The 20375-nt window shown below is 53.5% G+C and carries 17 protein-coding genes; 11 read left to right on the top strand and 6 right to left on the bottom strand.

From position 1 onward, the window contains the following. Positions 1–69 precede the first annotated feature (69 nt). Positions 70–1068 (bottom strand): zinc-dependent alcohol dehydrogenase family protein, encoded by a 999-nt coding sequence (locus tag DYY88_RS02695; RefSeq protein WP_039725304.1) that lies wholly within the window; start codon positions 1066–1068, stop codon positions 70–72. A gap of 479 nt (positions 1069–1547) precedes the next feature. Here DYY88_RS02695 and DYY88_RS02690 point away from each other — a divergent pair, with 479 nt between their 5' ends. Beyond that, complete coding sequence (locus tag DYY88_RS02690; protein ID WP_084606945.1) at positions 1548–3347, top strand: ABC transporter substrate-binding protein; 1800 nt, start codon at positions 1548–1550, stop codon at positions 3345–3347. A 49-nt stretch (positions 3348–3396) separates the two neighbouring features. On the opposite strand, the gene ileS is transcribed toward DYY88_RS02690, so the two are convergent. From ileS to DYY88_RS02670, 4 genes are all read right to left on the bottom strand, one after another. Beyond that, positions 3397–6303, bottom strand: coding sequence for an isoleucine--tRNA ligase (gene ileS / locus DYY88_RS02685; protein ID WP_039729251.1), 2907 nt, complete (start codon positions 6301–6303; stop codon positions 3397–3399). 208 nt (positions 6304–6511) lie between these two features. Further along, positions 6512–7441: a hypothetical protein gene (locus DYY88_RS02680; protein ID WP_152624648.1), complete on the bottom strand. Its 930-nt coding sequence runs from the start codon at positions 7439–7441 to the stop codon at positions 6512–6514. Positions 7442–7819: 378 nt separating this feature from the next. After that, positions 7820–8383 (bottom strand): HdeD family acid-resistance protein, encoded by a 564-nt coding sequence (locus DYY88_RS02675; RefSeq protein WP_160299496.1) that lies wholly within the window; start codon positions 8381–8383, stop codon positions 7820–7822. Positions 8384–8636: 253 nt separating this feature from the next. Next, a complete protein-coding gene (locus tag DYY88_RS02670) occupies positions 8637–9890 on the bottom strand; it encodes a PAS domain-containing sensor histidine kinase (protein ID WP_044150892.1) in 1254 nt (417 codons plus the stop codon). 327 nt (positions 9891–10217) lie between these two features. Here DYY88_RS02670 and DYY88_RS02665 point away from each other — a divergent pair, with 327 nt between their 5' ends. The 7 genes from DYY88_RS02665 to DYY88_RS02635 all read left to right on the top strand — a co-directional run bounded on the left by DYY88_RS02665 (position 10218) and on the right by DYY88_RS02635 (position 16584). Next, positions 10218–11015: a response regulator transcription factor gene (locus DYY88_RS02665; RefSeq protein WP_039725300.1), complete on the top strand. Its 798-nt coding sequence runs from the start codon at positions 10218–10220 to the stop codon at positions 11013–11015. A gap of 235 nt (positions 11016–11250) precedes the next feature. Next, a complete protein-coding gene (locus DYY88_RS02660; protein ID WP_039725299.1) occupies positions 11251–12894 on the top strand; it encodes an ABC transporter substrate-binding protein in 1644 nt (547 codons plus the stop codon). Positions 12895–13053: 159 nt separating this feature from the next. Continuing rightward, positions 13054–13896 carry a nitrate ABC transporter permease gene (gene ntrB / locus DYY88_RS02655; RefSeq protein ID WP_039725298.1) on the top strand — a complete coding sequence of 281 codons (843 nt, stop codon included), beginning with the start codon at positions 13054–13056 and terminating at the stop codon, positions 13894–13896. Between the two features lie 11 nt (positions 13897–13907). Continuing rightward, positions 13908–14777, top strand: a complete 870-nt coding sequence (locus DYY88_RS02650; RefSeq protein WP_242517566.1) for an ABC transporter ATP-binding protein — start codon at positions 13908–13910, stop codon at positions 14775–14777. A 61-nt stretch (positions 14778–14838) separates the two neighbouring features. Then, positions 14839–15282, top strand: coding sequence for a cyanase (gene cynS, locus DYY88_RS02645; protein ID WP_039725296.1), 444 nt, complete (start codon positions 14839–14841; stop codon positions 15280–15282). Between the two features lie 53 nt (positions 15283–15335). After that, on the top strand, positions 15336–15998 hold the full coding sequence (locus DYY88_RS02640; protein ID WP_236146293.1) for a HupE/UreJ family protein: 663 nt from the start codon (positions 15336–15338) through the stop codon (positions 15996–15998). A gap of 109 nt (positions 15999–16107) precedes the next feature. Beyond that, positions 16108–16584 carry a nuclear transport factor 2 family protein gene (locus tag DYY88_RS02635; protein WP_039725295.1) on the top strand — a complete coding sequence of 159 codons (477 nt, stop codon included), beginning with the start codon at positions 16108–16110 and terminating at the stop codon, positions 16582–16584. 145 nt (positions 16585–16729) lie between these two features. On the opposite strand, the gene DYY88_RS02630 is transcribed toward DYY88_RS02635, so the two are convergent. Beyond that, positions 16730–17692: a M48 family metallopeptidase gene (locus DYY88_RS02630; protein ID WP_039725294.1), complete on the bottom strand. Its 963-nt coding sequence runs from the start codon at positions 17690–17692 to the stop codon at positions 16730–16732. Positions 17693–17893: 201 nt separating this feature from the next. Between DYY88_RS02630 and DYY88_RS02625 the strand changes: the two genes are divergently transcribed. The 3 genes from DYY88_RS02625 (at position 17894) to DYY88_RS02615 (ending at position 20369) form a co-directional block, all read left to right on the top strand. Then, entirely contained in the window at positions 17894–18961 is a 1068-nt protein-coding gene (locus DYY88_RS02625) for an ABC transporter ATP-binding protein (protein WP_039725293.1), read from the top strand. Between the two features lie 287 nt (positions 18962–19248). Then, complete coding sequence (locus DYY88_RS02620) at positions 19249–19749, top strand: DUF2231 domain-containing protein (RefSeq protein ID WP_039729247.1); 501 nt, start codon at positions 19249–19251, stop codon at positions 19747–19749. After that, positions 19749–20369 (top strand): DUF2231 domain-containing protein, encoded by a 621-nt coding sequence (locus tag DYY88_RS02615; RefSeq protein WP_044150890.1) that lies wholly within the window; start codon positions 19749–19751, stop codon positions 20367–20369. Before DYY88_RS02620 ends, DYY88_RS02615 begins: the two co-directional genes overlap by 1 nt. The last annotated feature ends 6 nt before the right edge of the window (positions 20370–20375 follow it).

Raw genomic sequence — 20375 nt, 5'->3', positions numbered from 1 at the left:
TGCTTGCTACTGAAGTGTCGTCAGGGGATCTGCACGCCTGGATCGGTGCCCCAAACGAGCAGCAGTGGCTCAGTCCATAGTGATCACGACTTTGCCCATACCACCACCACGATGAATCCACTCGTGGGCGGCAGCAGCTTGACTGAGGGGAAAAGTCTGGTCGACATGGATATGTAACTTGCCTGCGTCTAACCATTTGGCGCAGCTGGCCAAAATCTGGGCTTGATGATGGCGCGCTTCCGGCAGGTTTTGGAGTTGGGGCGTTAGCATGAGTTCAAAACTGACCCGCAGGTTGCGATCGCGGGCCGCTTTCCAATTTGTACTGTCAGCCGGGGCGAGCAGCGTTACCACATCCCCGCCATATTTCGCCGCTTCAAAGCTTTGGGCCAGAACCGATTGCCCCACCGTATCGAAGGCCACATCCACGCCTTTGTTATCCGTCCACGCCATCACCGCCCGCACAAAGTCCATGCGGTTGTAGTAAATGCAGTGGTCGGCTCCCAGGTGTGTGACAAAGCGGGCCTTATCTTCGGAACTGATGGTGGTGGCGACTTGCGCCTCACGCAGTTTCGCCAGTTGAATGGCGACATGGCCGACGCCGCCTGCCCCGGCGTGGATTAGTACCCGCTGGCGGGGCGCGAGGCGGGCGCGATCGTACAGAGCTTCCCACGCGGTGAGGAGTACCAGCGGGGCGGCAGCCGCTTCAGTAAAGCTGAGTCGAGAGGGTTTGAGGACGGCATCGGCTTCGGACACCACGGTATATTCGGCATAGTTGCCGCGATCACCCCCCAACCCGCCACTGCAAAAGAACACCTCGTCACCGGGGCTAAATTGGCGGACGCGATCGCCCACCGCTTCCACGACTCCGGCCCCGTCACAGCCCAACACCGTAAAGTCAGCATTGGGGACAAACGCGCCCCGCCCCCGAATCTTCGTATCAATCGGATTCACCCCCGCCGCTTTCAGCTTGACCAAAATATCCGTGCCTTGTTGTAACGTCGGCACTGGCAAATCGGCCAGGGTCAACACATCAGGGGCACCCGGAGTTTTGAAGATACAGGCTTTCATATTGGGTCATCGATAGTTTTGGACCGACTAAACGGCAGGCATTTTGCCGCATAACCAGAAAGATGCCTGCAGAAAGGCCGAATTGTCTGCCAAGAAGTTGCCGGGGAGGGCAGCAATGTCGCGATCAAACAACTAGTTGACAGTTTCAATGGTGCAATTTTTGCAAATGTCACTACAGCGATTTTGGCACTTTACCCGATAAGATACCTTTATGTCAGCAAAAATACGGAATATTGCTAAATCTCTTTGGATTCAACTAAGCAGTATGTGTATGTGATGCATTTGCTTATATGACTAATAAGCAACTGCATAGATAGTGATTTGAGCGTATCTAATAATGTCATTTTATCAAATGGGCAAGTCAAGACTAATCAACTTGATAGCTATTCTCAACTGAAAGATTGACTGATTTTGACTTTGAGCTTTTTAAAGACTATTAGTATCTATCCTTTTTCGTTCTTTCTTTTTTTGGTGTATCTATGAGCAACTCAAACGAACTAACCCGATGGGAAAAAATTGTCGGACTTGTTTTTGCTGGTATTATTATGGCGGTGTTAATCACCTTCATTTTTAGTCCTCCCCAAGAAGTAAATAATCTGACAGCTGTCATTATTTCATTTTTTATTGCGGCGGCGGCGGGCTATTCTGGCTATCTATTCTCAGGAAAAATAGAAGGAGTGTTACCATTTTCTAAAGCTGTCATAAAAGCCTCTGGAGCCTCTGCTACTTTTTTGATAGTGTTTATTCTAACTTTGAATTTTTTGCAGGATTATAAGCAGCCTACTGATTTTGACCGAGACGATGTAGAACCTCTGTCGCCGACACCTGAAGTCAGTCTAAGTTTTGGAGACAGCTATTTTCTCAAGGCTGGAGGGAGCGCTCAGGCTCTGGAATTGAAGGAGTCTGCGGTGGAAAACTTTTCTCGGTATCTCGCGGGCAAAGGCGATAATTTTGATGGATTATACTTGGCTCAAGAAGAGTTCGAGAGATATCTCGGAGACTATAGAAGTGCGTCGGCAGATTCTGAGATTAGCGGAGAACAAATAACGCCTAACCCTAATGATCCAGAAGCTAGAATCTACCTTAATAATGTCTTGACCGAAATTAAGGCCCAAAATGCTGAAAGGCAAGTATTGAAATTGGTTGTAGCCGTTCCAATTGCAGTAGATCCAGATTTTTCCGCTGAAGTTCTTCGAGGTATTGCACAAGCTCAATATGAATTGCTTCAATCTCCTGAGATTCTCAAAGGAGCCTTGCTTGAGGTTGGAATAGCTGATGATAAGGATGATGCCGAAGTAGCGAAAGAATTGGCTCGGAAAGTTGCCAATCCTGAAAGTTCAATCATCGCTACTGTTGGCCACTACTCAACTAATCTGACAAAAGAGGTTTTGGATATATACAATACCAATAAAAAAATATTAATTTCTCCAACTGCTACTGGAATCGAGCTATCAAGAGATGATATTTCCTATTTTTTTAGGACTGCAACAAGTGATGCAGTAGCTGCCAAACAACTTGCTGAGCATATCCAAACGTATGGAATAGATATAGGCAATATCTCTGTAGCTTATGTCTACGGTGATTCTTACGGCGAATCTCTGAGTAAAAGTTTCTTTGGCAACAAACGCCCTGCTTCCCAATGTGATTTGGGTAAGAGAGGCTATAACGCTCAGAACGATTGTGTAGACCCAGCTGTCCAAAATGACGCCAATGCGTTTTTATTAATTCCAAGTAGTAATGACATTGTAGATGAAGCGATAGATATCATTACAGCGATAGGCGAAGAGATTAAACTCCTCGGAGGCGATTCTTTATATCAACCCGAGATCGGACAAACCGCGATTATTGCTGAGCAAGCCTCAGCTAGTCGATTAACTATTGCAATTCCTTGGCATCGCAAAGGTTGTAATTCTTTAAATGATAATGACAACTTTGAACAGCTTGCTTGTGACTTGTGGGCCGGGAATAACATAAGCTGGCGTTCTGCGACAGCTTACGATGCTGTTCAAGTAGTCACGAAAGCTATTTCCGATGAATACGATGAAAGTGAGTTGGAAAGTATAACTCCTGATGCTTCCAAATTAGCAGATCGTATGCGCGATCCTGAGTTTAATGCGGTTGGGGCTACAGGAACAATCAGCTTTTTGGGAACAGGAGACAGGAAAGATACAGAAGAAATTGGTGTCCTAGTACAGTTCAAGGTAGTAGAGGAGAGCGGGGAGGAATCTAGAGTATCCTCCCCCGAAACAGTCGAGAAGTACGATTTTGTTCAGATTTAGATTAACATCTGTAGTTTTTCAGCTTCTAGAACACATTTATGCAACATCTCTAAAACGTACCGGATAGCGCTTCGACACAGCGATCGCAAATCGTCGGGTGTTCACTCGACTGACCAACGCTGGTGGAGTAGTTCCAGCAGCGATCGCACTTCTCACCCTCGGCATCGACGACACCGACACCGAGATGATCGGCCTCGCTGCGGTATTTTGCCTGAGTGAGCTTGTCTGGTGTCGCGAGCACCTCGACCTGAGATACGAGGAAGAGGTAGCGCAGCTCATCCACATGGACGCTGTCTGCCGCCACAGCCTCTGATGGATTCATGGCGTTCAAAGTGTCGCGCAGCGGTTGATCCGCCACATAAAGCAGCACCTTGGCCTCTAATGAAGAGCCGATCGCCTTCTCTGCCCGGGCTTGCTCCAGCACTTTATTCACTTCTTGACGCACGGCCCGCAGTTGGGACCATTTGCCCGCTAGGTCAGGTTGCCGCCAGGTCTCTTCTAGCTTGACCCAGCCCGCCTCAAACACGGATTGGGTGGGGGCGGCATAGGGCAGGTTTTGCCAGATATCCTCCGCCATGTGGGAGAGGACGGGAGCGATCGCCCGCGCCAGATTCTCGATGATCACCGCCAGCACCGTTTGGCAACTGCGACGGCGGGGAGAATTAGCGTCACTGATGTACAGCCGATCTTTCGCCGCATCCAGATAAAAGTTGGACAGATCCACCACACAGAAATTCTGCACCGTTTGGAAAAAGCGGAAGAACTGATACGTGTTGAACGCATCCGTCACTTCGTCAAAGACTTCGGTGACACGATGCAGCATATACCGATCTAATTCCGGCATGTCGTCATAGGCCACAGCGTCTTGCGCGGGATCAAAGTCGTGCAGATTGCCCAGCAGGAACCGCGCCGTGTTGCGAATCTTGCGATACACATCGGCCATCTGCTTCAGAATCGTGGTGCCCAGCGGCACGTCCGAGGAATAATCCACCGAAGACACCCACAGCCGCAGCACGTCGGCTCCGTAAGCCGGTTCCTTTTTCTGATTCTTACCGCCCTCGATCACCACGCGCGGATCGATCACGTTACCGATCGACTTGCTCATCTTGCGGCCCTGCTCATCGAGCGTGAAGCCGTGGGTCAGCACTTGCCGATAGGGGGCGTGGCCATTTACCGCCACACTGGTCAGCAAACTGGATTGGAACCAGCCTCGGTGCTGATCCGACCCTTCCAGATACATATCGACGGGGTAGCTGAGGCCCTCGCGCTGCTGAGCCACCGCCGCCCAAGAAGAACCGGAGTCAAACCACACGTCCATGGTGTCCATGCCTTTGACATAGGTGCGACCGTTGTTGCGATAGGGTTCGGGCAGCAACTCTTCGACGGGTAGCTCCCACCAGGCATCCGACCCCTTTTCCGCAAAAAGCTGTTGAATGTAGGTCAGTGTCTCTTCGTTGATCAGGGGTTCGCCCGTCTCCTCGTCGTAAAACACGGGGATGGGAACGCCCCACGTCCGCTGGCGGGAGATACACCAGTCGGCGCGATCGCTCACCATCGGCGTGATCCGGTTCTCGCCCTGGGCCGGAATCCAGGTGACATCTTTAATCGCCTGCAGCGCTTCATCACGAAAGCCTTCTACGGAGGCAAACCACTGCTCTGTCGCCCGGAAGATGGTGGGCTTTTTGGTGCGCCAATCGTAGGGATATTTGTGAACGTAGTCTTCTTGCTTCAGCAGGGAGCCCGCCGTCTCTAGAGCTTCGATGACTGCCGGATTGGCGTCTTTGAGCACATTCTTGCCCGCAAACGGTCCGGCTTCCTCGGTCATGGTGCCGCGCTCATCCACCGGACACAGCACGGGCAAGCCATAGCGCTGCCCCACGATAAAGTCGTCTTGCCCATGGCCCGGAGCGGTATGCACCAAGCCCGTACCGGATTCAGTGGTGACGTAATCGCCGCCAATCACAATCGGACTCGTTTCGCTGCGCTTATCTGTGGGCAAATGATCTTGCAAGGGATGGCGATAGGTGCTGCCTTCCAAAGCCGCGCCTTTAATCTCGGCCTTCAGCGTTAAGTCAGTACCCATGACCTGGCTGAGGCGATCGCGCAAATCCTTCGCGATCAGCAAATATTTGAAGGGCTGACCAGCCCCCACCTCCACCACTGCGTAGGTCAATTCAGGATTGAGCGCCACCGCCATATTGGCGGGAATCGTCCATGGTGTCGTCGTCCAGATCGCCACCCCGAGTTCGGACAGGTAAGGCGCTAAGGTCGGAGCCGCCGCCTCAGAGGCCTTGACCATCGGAAAGGCTGCATAGATACTCGGCGACGTATGCCCTTCGGGATATTCCAGCTCTGCTTCGGCCAAGGCGGTTTGAGAGGTGGGGCTCCAATGCACCGATTTCAGACCCCGATAGATGTACCCTTTCAGATACATCTGACCAAAGACGGCGATTTGTGCTGCTTCATAGGCCGGTTGCAGGGTCATGTAGGGCGCATCCCAATCACCCCAAACGCCATAGCGTTTGAAGCTGTCACGCTGTTCGTTGATGGTTTTTTCGGCAAAGGCTCGGGCTTTGTAGCGCAGCTTGATGGGGGTCAGTTTGGCGCGTGCTTCCGCGTCCATATTCTGCAACACCTTTAGCTCGATGGGCAGGCCGTGACAGTCCCAACCAGGGATGTAGCGGACTTTGCGCCCCCGCAGAATTTGATATTTGTTGATGATGTCTTTCAGGATTTTGTTCAATGCATGGCCGATGTGCAGCGAACCGTTCGCGTAAGGCGGGCCATCATGCAGCACAAACGGCTCACCCGGATTATGCTGAGCCAGCTTTTCATATAACTGATGCTCGCGCCAAAATGCCTGAATTTCTGGTTCCCGCTTGGCGGAGTTAGCCCGCATGTCAAACGTCGTTTTCGGCAACAGAACGGTTTCTTTGTAGCTTTGGGTGTCAGTCACGGCCAATAAAACGGGTGATTTTTTGCACGAAATAATTATCTTTCACAGACCTCATCCCATCAAGCGATGCAGATGCCACGCCATGCAAAAAGACATCTCTCTAGCGTAGGCCAGACCGATGAATTTGCGGGCATTGGCCCCAAAATTCTCTCGTTGGCAGTTGGGTTTCTGTCAGCGATGCGCGGGGACTGACAGACTGCGAGGGCAATTAAAACCGACGACGCAGGCCGAAGATGTAGGCATTGCTGCCACCGACAGCATCGCCAAACTGCCGATACGCCCCACTACGGTGGTGGATGCGTCCCGCCAGGCCCCATTGCGAACTGTGCAGATATTCAATTTCTAGGGCCAGATAGTTGAGAAATTGCGACTCATCGGTGTTGTTGTCATCTTCGATTTCGGGCAGCAGCGTCGCATAGGACACCCCTTCAATGAGGGCGATGCTCAAGCTCGGCGACCATTCCCAACGCAACGCCAGAGCCGCTGTGCCTTCCCAATGGTTTTGGCGACCGGAGTGCTTCAGCAGGTTCAATTCGCCCTCGATTTTGACGGTGTTGCCCCCGGCTAATGTGCGACTAATGCCCGCGCCAAAAATACTGGAATCTTCGACTTCAATGCCTTGAAAGGTCAGACTTTCTTCGAGGTCGTTATTCGTCATAAATCCGCCCCAAGCGGTGGCTCGCCATTGAATAAAGTCATCTGGGGGCGTCGCGACTTCGAGCGAAGCCTCGGCCAAAGATTGACCGGTCGGTTCGGGAATGTAATCCTCCACCTCAAAGGGCACGGTATCAGGGATTTCAGCTGGTTTCAGCGGCTCGGGTGGCTCAAAGTCGGCCTCGTCAAACTCGGGAGTGAGACGGGCGGGCGGGGCCATGCCTGGATCTGTTGTGCCATTCAAGGTATTCCCCGCCGTTTCATAGTCGATCGCTGCTGGGGTGAGGGTTTCGACATTGATGACCGGGGCGGGAGGCGCTGAAGCAGGGTTGAGCGGCGTGGACGATGGATCGGGTGGGGCGATCGCGGGCGGACTGGCAGCCTGTAAATCGGTAGCGGTGGTCATCAAGGCGGGGGGGAGAGCATTGCTGGGAGCGGCATCTAACCGTCGAACTTCAGCGAAGGCGCTCGCCGCCAGTGTCATGGGCATGCCTACGGTCATGAGCAGGGCAAGGCGCAGACAAAAAGGATGACCCGGTGTAAACATCAATCGTGGGGATAAATTTTGGAATGAATGGGCGACTCCCACAGCAATCAATTTTGAGCGAGTCACATGGAACAAGTCAGAAACGTCTTGCCAAGACTGTCAAAGCGGAGACTGAGGCTGCCGATGTGCTCATTTAACCAGAGAATCTATGCCACGGAGAATTATTTCTGGGCGATCGCTTTTCCTCGTCGCGGCCCGTCCGGTTATGCGTGAGAGCAGCGACAATAACCGTCAACATCTAACCGCGCGCCAGTACATCTCAAGCGGTCTGCGCGTAAAATTCGGCAGCCCAACAGGAGAGATGTGCGGGGGGAACTAACGCGATCGCGACTTCTGGGCATCCGCCGTTTGCATCGTGGAGGCAATGAAGATTAACCAGCCCCCCGGCAAAATCAGACTCAACGCCGCGACCAATCCTAAGATCCAAGCCAGCGTAATTTTGAAGCTGCTGACCAACAGGCCGCCCAAAAACATTGCCCCTACCCCCATCGCCACAAACCAGCGACGCGTATTTCCTGGTGGTAACTGTCTGGCCACGGCAAACTCCAGCACCCCCTGCAGCAGCAAAATCATGCCCAACAGAGTTGATAGGGCTAAATATTGCTGCAGGAGCGCTGTAAATAATAAGTAGCTCGCCACCAAATACAGCAAACCGGTGCCGATCTTGAGTCGAAACCCCGGTTCCGCGCGCGTCTGCCAACTGTAAACTAGCCGAGCTCCCCCTGCGACTAAAAACAATCCCGACATTAAGAAGCCAATGAACCCCGGAGCCTGGATCGCGGTCACAATCGCGGCTATTCCCAGTAGCACCAGTAACACGCCGATCAGCAAAATACCCTGGGTGAAATCCTTCAGACGGTTATTGGGAGGGGAATTCATAAACGCTGGGGGCAAAAACCACGCCTCTACTCTAAAGCTTTCTCCCAGTTTGAATCTAGTTTGACCTCGGTTGGTGCCGAGTCTCATGGACAGCAAGCATTGAGGAGACTCAAGCTAAGGGCGACTTTTACCGAATCTGCAACGCCTAAGAACGCGGTGGCCCATAACGGCGGACATCTCCCGACCTCCTGCGTTGCCGTGCACAGAAGCGCCGACGGCCACGAGTCGATGGCTCAATGCGCCATCCAGAGAGTTAAGGAACGGACACGGACGGCGTTAGGCGGAGGGGAAGCCGCACGGTGAACGTGCTGCCCTGGCCGACTTTGCTCACTACCTGCAAAGTCCCCTGCTGCAAATCGACAAACTGCTTAACGATGCTGAGTCCGAGCCCTGTACCTGGAATGTTGCTGACATTGCGCCCACGATGAAACGGCTCAAACAGTAACCGCTTGTCTGCCTGCGGGATGCCCATGCCCTCGTCTTCGACTTGCAAAATAAGGATGTCTTGGCGCTTCGCTAACTTCAAGCGGATAGGGTTGTCGTCCGGCGTGTAGCGCATCGCGTTCGAGAGCAAATTACTGAGGATTGACCGCAACAGTCGCTCGTCAAGATGGGCCATCAGCTGACGGCTGCGACAATGAAACTTGATGGGAGCAGGCGATCGCTGGTATTCGCGCTCTGCCAGTAATGCCTGACAAAAGGTCACCAGTTCTAGCGGCTGCGGCGAGACCTCCAGCACTTTGGCCTCAATTTTGCCGATTACTAAAATGTCATCGATCATTTGGGTCATGCGCTCAACATTGTCGTTGATGGCCAGCAGATAATCGGCTTTGTCGGCCCCGCTAAGTTGCGTCTCATAGCGATTGAGGGACGAGACCGACAACGCGATGTTATTCAATGGGTTGCGAAATTCGTGACACACCATGGCGACGAAGCGCGATCGCATTTCGCTGAGTTCTCGCAATTGCTGATTGGCCTCCCGCAGCTTGGCCGTCCGTTGCTGCACCTTGTGCTCCAATTCTTCATTGGTGCGCTGCAAGATGGCTTCGGCCCAGCGGCGTTTCGTAATGTCCCGAAAGGTGACCACTGCCCCGACCAACTGCCCGTCTTCGTCGTGCATCGGCGTACTGATATATTCCACCGGAAAACTGGTGCCGTCTTTGCGCCAAAACACTTCATTGGCTACCCGGCGCGTACTGCCATCCTGAAAGGCTTGGTAAATGGGGCAATCTTCGCGCTGATAGTGGCTGCCGTCGACATGGGAATGGTGCAGCACTGCGTGCATAGACTTGCCGATCAACTCTTCCACCGGCCAATCAATCATGGCCGCCGCCGCCGGATTGACAAAGGTCACATTGCCGTCCAGGTCTAGACCATAGACCCCTTCGCCCACGGCATTCAGAATGAGCTGATGCTGGCGACGTAACTGTTCCAGCTCTTGCTCAACTAGGGGAGAAGGGCGCGATCGCTGCCTTGCCAGATCAGCGCTTTGATCGTCGTTTGTCATAAGCCTACCCCGGCCAAAATTGCTTCGGGCAACACCGTCCCACTCAACCGTCAATCGTCTTAAATCGTTGCCCTGAGGTTGAACTGTAGCCTAAGCTACTACGGCTGATCTTCTTAAAGATTACTAAAGAGACATATAAACACCACAGCGAAAATCTTGTTTTCGTATGAGCAGAGAAAATATTGCTCGGTTATAAGTAGTGTCTGACCCGCAGATGTGCCGCTGCGGCTGTGTTTCCGCAGGGGTTAGAAAGTTGAATTATTTTCGTTTAAAAAAGGGTTTTACGCTATCAGGAATTGGTTGACTGTTCAAGCTGCTGGAAGGGCGATGAACACCGTACTTGTGATCGAAGACGAGCAACAAACTCGCAATATATTTGTAAAGTGCTTAACCTTCGAAGGTTTCAAAGCCTATGGTGCTAGTAACGGTTCTGAAGGGATTCAACTTGCTCAAAAATGTCATCCTGACCTAGTTGTTTGCGACATTATGATGCCGGATATGGATGGCTATTCGGTGCTGTCTACTTTGCGGCGATCGCCCCTAACAGCCGCTATTCCGCTAATATTTTTGACAGCAAAAGTCACGATGGCTGATCTGCGCCGGGGCATGGAATTGGGGGCTGATGACTACCTGACCAAGCCCTGCACGGTGGAACAGTTTTTGTCAGCTATCACCTCTCGGCTCAAGCGCCATGCGGAGATCGCCACCGCGATCCAATCGCAGTCTAAATTCGGCATTGAGGACGACGCAACCGCTACGCAATCGCCTGATTCCATAGAAGAAAAGACGATTTTCCCCGACTGCCCGAAGTTAGCTCGGGTTTTTCAATTTATTGAAAATCACTATTGTGACTCGATTAATCTGAGCGATGTGGCGAAGGAAGTGGGGTACTCTCCCGCTTACTTAACGAACCTGGTGCAAGAAGAAACCGGCCTAACCATTAAACGTTGGATTATTGAACGACGCATGGCCCAAGCTCGCCTGTACCTGAAGACTTCGGAGCAGCCGATCAGACAAATTGCGGCCCAAGTCGGCTATAACGACTCCAGTTATTTCACCCGCCAATTTCGACAGTTTCACGGCGTCTCACCCCAAGCTTGGCGACAAGAATCCTGGACAGAATGAGAGTCCTGAATGCTTCCCTTAAAAGATGTGATTAATGGCTTCTGTATCGATCACGACTATTTCCAGGCTTTTTTCTGTGTTTCATAAATTCCCAAAGAAAATCCCATCGGGTTCCAAAAAAGATCCAGTGTGTGATTGGGATTGAGCTGGTATTGTTCATAGTTAATATGCATGCCAGCTCCCGCGTTTTCGGCGTTTGGATGAGTTGTTAATTAGGTATAGGTAGGCAGCAAATATGGTTTTTGGTTCAGCAACACAGACCGCACGGCGATGGAATAATCTCAACTGCGATCGCGGTGAACTCTCCGATTTGGAACTTGCGTGCATTATTTGTGGCGGCACGCACTCCACCATGGATCACTGGGAATTCATGCAGACCATGCCCAAAGATCCGCTCGATATGGTGGATGACCTCGTCAAAATGGGCGTTTACAAGCAAAACCAGCTGCGCGCGGCAGAAGGGGTGAATGCTCACGAGCTGCGTAAAGCATTGTTCCTGAAGCGGGTAGGGCGGGGCGATCCTCGACGCGAACGGTTGATTTTAGGCTTGTGTCAGCAGGCAGGCGGGTTGGATAATGCGCTGGCTGCCGCCTTTGGCCCGCAAGCTGGACTGTTCTTCAACGACTCTATTCGTAATAGCGGGGCGACTCGTCGCGAATTCATGCGCAATATGGCAGTTGGGGCCGCCTTGGTCACTCTGGCAGGCTGTGGTGGCGGCGGTGGCAGCGAACCTGCTGCCGAGGACGACACTGAACCCGTCGATACCTCCAATTTGGAAAAAACCGATCTGCAAATTGGTTTCATTCCCATCACCTGTGCGTCGCCCATCATCATGTCAGAGCCGCTTGGGTTCTACGAAAAGCATGGTCTGAATGCGACCGTGGTGAAGATGCCCAGTTGGGGGGCCGTGCGTGACTCCGCGATCGCGGGTGAACTCGACGCCTACCACATGCTCGCGCCTATGCCGATCGCGATGACTTTGGGCTTAGGCTCCGCTTCCTTTGGGGTGAAGCTGGCCAGCATCGAAAACATTAACGGTCAGGCGATTACCGTCGCTAATCGCCACAAGGGCAACATCAACGGCCCTGCCGACTTCCGAGGCTTTACCTTCGGGGTGCCCTTCCCCTATTCCATGCACAACCTGCTGCTGCGCTACTACCTGGCGACGGGCGGCATCGATCCCGATGTAGATGTGCAGATTCGTCCCGTTCCCCCGCCAGACAGTATTGCGCAGATGGTGGCCGGTGACATCGACGCTTACCTCATGCCTGATCCGTTCAATCAGCGGGCGGTTTATGAGGAAGTGGGCTTCATCCACATGATTACCAAGGAACTCTGGCCAGGACACCCCTGCTGTGCATTTGCGGCCAGCGATGAGTGGATCGACGCGAATCCCAACACCTTCCGCGCCCTCAATAAGGCGATTGTCGAGGCGACAGGCTACGCCAGCGACCCGGCTAACCGCGTTGAGATTGCTGAGGCGATTTCTGAGCGGGCCTTCCTCAACCAGCCGACGGAAGTAGTTGAAGCTGTGTTGACGGGTAACTTTGACGATGGCAATGGCAACACCCTGAGCGTGCCCGATCGCATCGACTTTGATCCGTATCCCTGGCAGAGCTTCGCTAACTGGATTTCTTCTCAGCTCGTCCGCTGGGATTTGCAGGGCGATGGCATGGCTGCACAGGTCATTCCTGAGCAAGGCTACGACGAAGTCGGGCAGGGCATTTTCTTGACTGACTTGGCTCGCGAACTGGCGCAAGAGTTGGGTCAGGAACCTCCGGAAGAGATCTACCGCACCGAAGAGTTGATGTTTGACACCTTCGATCCGGCAGACCCCGCGGGCTATGTGCAGCAGCAAATTGACGAATACGGCGTCTAGTGCAGCGTCGACATTGAGGTTGTCGGTTGGGTAAAGTTTGCGGACAGCTCGGTGCAGTTCTGACGAGCCCTGAGTTACCACGGCTTTTACCCAACTGCCGCCAACCAATGATGAGAACGCTGATAGACCAACAGTCGTATGAGTTAGGAGGTATCGAGTATGACAGTTAGCGACACGAAGACGGCCATCCCCTACTACGGGGGTGAAAAGGAATCTCTCTTCTTCACAGAGGGGGTCAGGGCATTTCTACTCTTTGTAGGTTCATTAATCGCCTTTCTCCTGTTTTGGGAAATTGGGGCACGAGCCGACTGGTTTGCCAAGGGCATGCCCACCGCGTCCGAAACGTTGTCGGAACTTTGGTGGTGGATCACGAATCCTTTTTTTAACAATGGACCGAACGATTTGGGCATTGGCTGGAACCTACTGATCAGCCTGCGTCGAGTAGCGATCGGCTATTTTTTAGCGTCCATTGTGGCAGTGCCGCTGGGCATTTTGATGGGCATCTCTTCCATCGCTCGCAAGGGCTTTAACCCCTATGTGCAGTTGCTTAAACCGATTTCGCCGCTGGCTTGGTTGCCATTGGGGCTTTACATCTTCCGAGATTCCGAAATCACTGGGGTGTTTATCATCTTTATTTCCAGCATCTGGCCAACGCTGATTAATACAGCCTTTGGTGTGGCCAACGTGGATAAAGACTATCTCGATGTGGCCCAGACCCTGGGCGCTTCTCGCTTGCGCACAATCTTTAAGGTGATCATTCCGGCGGCGCTGCCGAACATCGTGTCGGGCCTGCGCATCAGCATGGGGATTGCCTGGTTGGTGATTGTCGCTGCGGAAATGCTCTTAGGTACCGGGCTCGGCTATTTCATTTGGAATGAGTGGAATAACCTTTATATCCCGAATATTTTGGTTGCCATCTTCATCATTGGCCTCGTCGGCCTCATTCTAGACAGCATTTTTGCTGCAGTAGAAAGATTTGTCGTATTTGGTCGAAACTCGTGAGTGTAGCACCCGTGAATTCAGCAACTCCGGTGGATACGTATTCGCCGACCGCGCAATTGTCGATTCGCAATGTCTCCAAAGTTTTTTGGGGCAAGAAGGATCTGTTCAGCAAGCTGGCTGGCAAAAAGTCGAGAGATTTTGTTGCGATCGAGAACATTAGTCTGGACATTGAGCCCAATACTTTTGTGTCCATCATTGGCCCTTCGGGTTGTGGCAAATCGACCCTGTTGAACATGATTGCGGGATTGTCAGACATTACCGCTGGCGAGATTTTGTTCAACAACCATCCGATTACTGGGCCTGGTCCTGATCGCGGCATGGTGTTTCAGAACTATGCCTTGATGCCGTGGATGACGGTGGAGGAGAACATTCGTTTCGCCGTTGAAACCGTGTACCCCAAATGGTCGGATAAGCAAAAGAATCGGGCGATCAAGGAGCACATTCAACTCGTAGGGCTGACCGGGGCGGAAAGGAAACATCCCCATGAACTTTCGGGCGGGATGCGGCAGCGGGTGGGCATTGCTCGTGCCCTAGCGTTTAGTCCGCAAATCTTGCTGATGGATGAGCCCTTTGGGGCGTTGGATGCTTTGACGCGCGGCTTTTTGCAGGATGAGATTGAGCGCATCTGGGAACAGGAGCGCAAGACCGTCATCATGATTACCCACAGTATTGAAGAGGCGCTGCTGCTGAGCGATCGCATCGTCATGATGACCCGGGGCCCCGCTGCCCGTGTTGACGAGGTGTTGGAGGTGCCCTTCCCCCGACCCCGCAACCGCGAAATCATTGATCAGCATCCGGCTTATCACGATCTCAAAGCCGAGATGGAAAGCCATCTCTATCGCGAAACGCGGGCCGTAGAAGAGGCGCGGATTAGTGGTTAAAAGAACCCTGGCCGCCGAGTAAGTTTTTGATTTTTGACTGATGTATTAAGAGGATCTAGATATGGCAATTCCCGAAATTACTGAAAAGTTGTTGGCAGCAAAGAAGGCCGCAGGGGTCACGTTTGCTGATTTGGAAGCCAAAGTGGGTTGTGACGAAGTGTGGATTGCCTCGGTGATTTATCGGCAAGCCAGTGCTTCGAAGGAAGAGGCGACCAAGATTGTGGAAGCGATCGGCGCTGATCCCTCCTTCATTGAGCCCCTCACTGAGTGCCCCGTCAAAGGTTCTCTGGATCCGGTGATTCCGACCGACCCGCTCATCTATCGGTTTTACGAAATCATGCAGGTCTATGGGATGCCCATCAAGACTGTGGTACATGAAAAGTTTGGCGATGGCATTATGAGCGCGATCGACTTCACTATCGATGTTGAGAAAGAAGAGGATCCCAAGGGCGATCGCGTCAAAGTCATCATGTGCGGTAAATTCTTGCCCTATAAGAAGTGGTAAGACCCTTGGTTTTGTCGGTTTTTGCTATTCATTACTTTGCTGAGAGGAAAGAGATGCGACAGTTATGGTCTAAAGCGGCGGTGTCGCCAGCGATGGTAAAGCTCGGTAGTTTGGGGTTGGTGGCGACGGTTGGGTTGATGCTGGTGGCGACGCCGGCTCTGGCTCACCACCCGTTTGGCGGTGAAACTCCAAACAACGCGATTCAAGGCTTTTTATCTGGCCTGGGTCACCCTGTGATTGGCCTGGATCATTTAGCTTTTGTGATTACCGCAGGTTTGTTGGCCGCTGTCATGGGTGGCGGTTTACTAATTCCCATCGGGTTCGTGCTGGTTTCGATGGTAGGTACTGTGCTCCATCTGATGGCTATTGATTTGCCCGCAGCGGAATTGGTGATTTCGGCCTCTGTTCTGGTGTTTGGCGCGTTGCTGGCCATGCGCGAACCGCCCAAGACAGCTGTCGTCGTCGGCTTGGCGGCGTTTGCCGGGCTGTTCCACGGTTATGCCTATGGTGAAGCGGTGATTGGCGCAGGTATGGATGCCGTGTTGGCTTACCTGGCAGGCTTCGCGATTATTCAGACGGCGATCGCAGTTGGCGCTTACGGTGTGGCTAAGCAACTCATAGGCAAGGCGGAAGGCAGCACTTTAAACCTGCGGTTTGCGGGCTTTGCCTTGGCAGGCGTTGGGGCGGCTTTCCTCTCCGGCGTGTTTCTCGGTTAATTTTTTTACGGCTAGATGTGTTGAGTTGAATGGGTTTCTACCCCCTAGTTCAGAGGCTGTTGGCAAAGCGCTGGCAGCCTTTTTTGTGAGTTGATTTTGGAGATTTGTGATGACGACCCCGGCCCCCAAATTAGTGCCGCCCTTCACGCGGGAAATTGCGATCGCGAAAGTGCGCATGGCGGAAAATGCCTGGAATAGCCGCGACCCCGATCGCGTGGCGATGGCCTATACCGAAGACAGTTTTTGGCGCAACCGAGCCGAAATTTTCCAGGGCCGGGAAGCCATTCGCGCCTTCCTGCGCCGCAAGTGGGACAAAGAACTGGACTACCGCCTGGTGAAAGAAATGTGGGCCTTTGGCGACAACCGCATTGCCGTCCGCTTTCAGTACGAATGGCACGATGATGCGGGGCAGTGGTATCGCGCCTACGGTAATGAGAATTGGGAATTTGATGAGGCGGGTCTGATGCGCCGTCGCGAAGCCAGCATCAACGATCGCCCGATTGAGGAGAGCGATCGCCGCTTCTTTTGGGATGCCTCGGCCCCCCGTCCCGACGACCACCCTGGTCTGATTAACTCGCCTGAATAGCCCCATCTGGGCAACTGCAGTGGGCTCGACCAATGCCGATGCTTAGGAATCAGGATTTTATAAAATCCAAGTTTTGTCGGGCAGGCATCTTGCCTGCTCTTGAACAGCCGAGACGGCTGTTCACACTTAATTTAATTCCAATTCCTTAGGCGCGACGTAAACGGTCGAGTTCGCGCTGGAGATCGACGAGTTCTTGGCGCAGGCGATCGATTTCGCTGACCGCAGGACTGGGCTCAACATCGACGGTGCCTTGAGTGTCTGAGCGCCGATAATTCCCGGCTTTGATCTGGGCATAGTCGTCCGAGTGTGCCCAAGACTTGAGATAGGTGAGGCGGTCAACGGGGAAGGGATGGCTGAGCATCGGCCCCGCGCCGCCACCGTTGTAGAGCAGAAACTTGTAGACCTGACTCAAGCCGTCTTCGTCTAAGTTTTGGTAGTCGCTGGCCTGTTTTTCAAAGGCGGCAAAGTTCAACTCATGGGCAAAGCGACTGCTACCGCCCGAGATGCGCATCATGGTATTGCCGACCAGTTGCCAGTCGTCAGTGGCGAGTAAGGCCGCGCGATCGCACGACAGCTCAGCCATCCGTCGCCACTCATAAAAGGCGTAGATCAGGCCCGTACTGACCATATTGCCAATGCCAAAGGTGAGTTCGCCGACGATGGTTGCCGTATTCATCGCCCAAATTGCCATCTGCGTCAGAGTCGTATGACCACATTTGATGTGACCTAACTCATGGGCCATCACCGCGCGAATTTCGTCATCACTCAGCAAGTCCAGCAGTCCCGTGTTGACGACCACGCAAGGGTTTTCTTCGCCGATGGAATAGGCGTTGACCTGCGGATTTTGGGCCACAAACAGGTTCGGCATGGGCTGCACATCCAGCGCCTGCACACACTCCCGAAACATTTGGTAAAGCGTGGCATATTGCTGCGGCCCGACCTGCACGTTATTGCCCATGAGCGACACTAGCTGCGGCCGTTCATACATAAATTCCACAAACTTGCGGGCAACAAGGTCGAATCCGGGGAAGGCGCGCAGGGCGGCTTCCGCTTGTTGGTCGAGGGGGTGGCGAAAGGCGTCGCGGCTAATTCCGGGATAGGTAGGCATAGCAATCAATCCGCTACGAGGAAGTCTGCACTTAGTCTAATCAATTCGCTAGTCAGCGGTCGGAGCCATTAGCCAGTCGGCAGGTATCAATGACTACGACCTCCCAGCTGGGTAAGTTGCTGACCGACCAGGCGGCGACCTATCGTATGATTTGTTGAGTATTATTCGCAATAAAGCCGCTATCTGAGCGATCGCCGCCCTATGGATCTCCCTGTCATTCTGAAACTAGATGCCCTAACCAAGCAATTTGCGGGTCAAGCGGCTCCGGCGGTGGATCAGGTGAGCCTGGTGCTACACCAAGGCGATTTGTTGGGACTGCTGGGACCGTCGGGCTGTGGCAAAACCACGCTGCTGCGACTGATTGCGGGGTTTGAGCGTCCCCAGCACGGCACCATCGACTTGGCCGGACACCCCATTTGTGACGGGCCGGTGTGGGTGCCCCCCGAACGTCGCGACGTAGGCGTCGTCTTTCAGGATTATGCGCTGTTTCCCCATCTGTGCGTACTCGACAACGTTGCCTTTGGACTGAAGACTCAAGTGCGTCGGGGCAAACTGGCAGCCGGACAAATTCGCGAAGAAGCCACGCGGGCGATCGCCCTCGTCGGTCTGCAGGGCTTTGAAAAGCGCTTTCCCCATGAACTCTCGGGCGGCCAACAGCAGCGAGTGGCCCTAGCCCGGGCGATCGCGCCTCGCCCTTCTCTCATTTTGCTGGATGAACCGTTTAGCAATCTGGATGTGCAGGTGCGGCTGTATCTGCGGCAAGAGGTGCGCGACATTCTCAAAGGCGTTGGCGCATCGGGCATTTTTGTCACCCACGACCAGGAAGAAGCCCTCTCGATTTCCGACAGTTTAGCGGTGATGCGCTCCGGTCAGGTCGAGCAGTTCGGCACCCCCGAAGACATTTATCGCTACCCCAGCTCGCGCTTTGTCGCGGGGTTTGTCACTCAGGCCAACTTTCTCCGGGCGGAGCGCCACGGCAACGTTTGGAAAACCGTGCTCGGCTCGTTTGCGGTGGACGCGGCGGCTCCCGCTGCCGCGATCGCGGAACTGATGGTGCGCCAGGAAGATCTGCAACTGCGGCCCGATCCGGCGGGGAATTTAGTGGTGCGCGATCGCCAATTTCTCGGTCGTGAATATCGCTACACCCTGACCACCGCCACCAACGATATTTTGTACGCCCGCACCGCGACCCGCGATCGCTTAGAAGTTGGCCAAACCGTCACCGCCCAGGTTGATCTAAACCAGCCTCAGATGTTTGCGATGTCGTAGCCGCCGAGAGAAATGCGATCGCTCGAATGCTCGCCACCCAGCACCCGGCTCTCCTGCTCCCCGGTTCCCCTACTCCTCTGCCCCTCACTCCCCTAATCCCCTTCTTCTCCACTCCCTTGCTCCCCTTCCCCCACTTTTTCTGCCGTGGAACCTTAATTTTTGCTGAGGAAAGCTGGGGCTCACTAAATTGTCACGGTTAGATCTCTGTGGAAGGTCGACGGTGGTTGCCGCTGCATGATCAGCGCCACTGTTGTTACCCTTTAGACGCGCTCTCTCAGGAGAAATTTGTGCTCGACAATTTACTCCCACCCCTCAACAGTCACAATCTGCCTTACCCCGACACGATTCACCCCATCGTGGTGCATTTTGTGATTGCGATGGTGTTGTTTGCCATTGTGTGTGATGCCATTGGCTTTTTTACAAAAAATCCGCGCCTGCTAGAAGTGGGTTGGTGGAATATCTTCGCCGCCACCACCTGGATTTTTGTGGCCGTGATCTTTGGTCAAATTGAAGCGGGGTTGGCATTACCGTATTCAGCGGCGGTCGGTGATTTGAACCTGCACACGTTGATCGGCTGGTCGCTCTCAGGAATTTTGTCCGTCATTACGGGCTGGCGCTACATCATCCGGCTCCGCAGCAAAGATTCGCTCCCGGTCGCCTACGTCGGCTTCAACGGCGTTTTACTCGCCTTGGTGCTGTTCCAGATTTACCTCGGCGATAAGTTGGTCTGGGTTTATGGCCTGCATAGTGAACCGGTCGTTGAGGCGACGCGGGGAGGGGTGCTGTGATGAACTGTTTACTCTCTGGGCCAACGGCGATCGCGGCGGCTAATGGCTTGCCCTACAGCATTCCGATTCACCCCAATCTGGTGCATTTGACGCTGGGATTGTTTATTTTGGCGATCGCCTTCGATATTGTGGCGGCCCTGTACCCGCTAGAAAAGCCCATCTTTAAGTTCTTGGCGATTCCCGTCCAAAGTTCCAATTTGTATGACGTGGGCTGGTTCAACATGTTGGCCGCGGCCATCATCACGTTTTTTACCGTTGCTGCGGGCTTTTACGAAATCATCTTGGCGCAGCCGCCGATGGATGTCGTGAGTCCCTGGGGCTTGGGCGCGATGGATACGATGATCTGGCACGGCGTCGGCGGCGTGGTGCTGCTCGGTTTGATTGTCGGGATGACGATTTGGCGTGGCTTTCAGCGCTATGTGTGGCGAGCTGATCGGGCGCGACAGGTGCAATGGAGCTATCTGCTAGCCGGGCTGGGCATCTTTGTGCTGATGTTTTTGCAAGGCACGTTAGGCGCGCACTTGGGCGGCGACTTTGGCGTTCATGTGACCGCCGATCGCTTGCTGTATGAGGGGCTCGACCCGAATACCCAGCTGCTGAATGTTCTGATCAAGTTTTGATTTTTA

The sequence above is a fragment of the Leptolyngbya iicbica LK genome, from assembly GCF_004212215.1.
In the GTDB taxonomy this organism is placed as follows: Bacteria; Cyanobacteriota; Cyanobacteriia; order Phormidesmidales; family Phormidesmidaceae; genus Halomicronema; species Halomicronema iicbica.
Note: the sequence above shows the minus strand (reverse complement) of the source record. Positions and strands in the feature narration are given on the sequence as shown.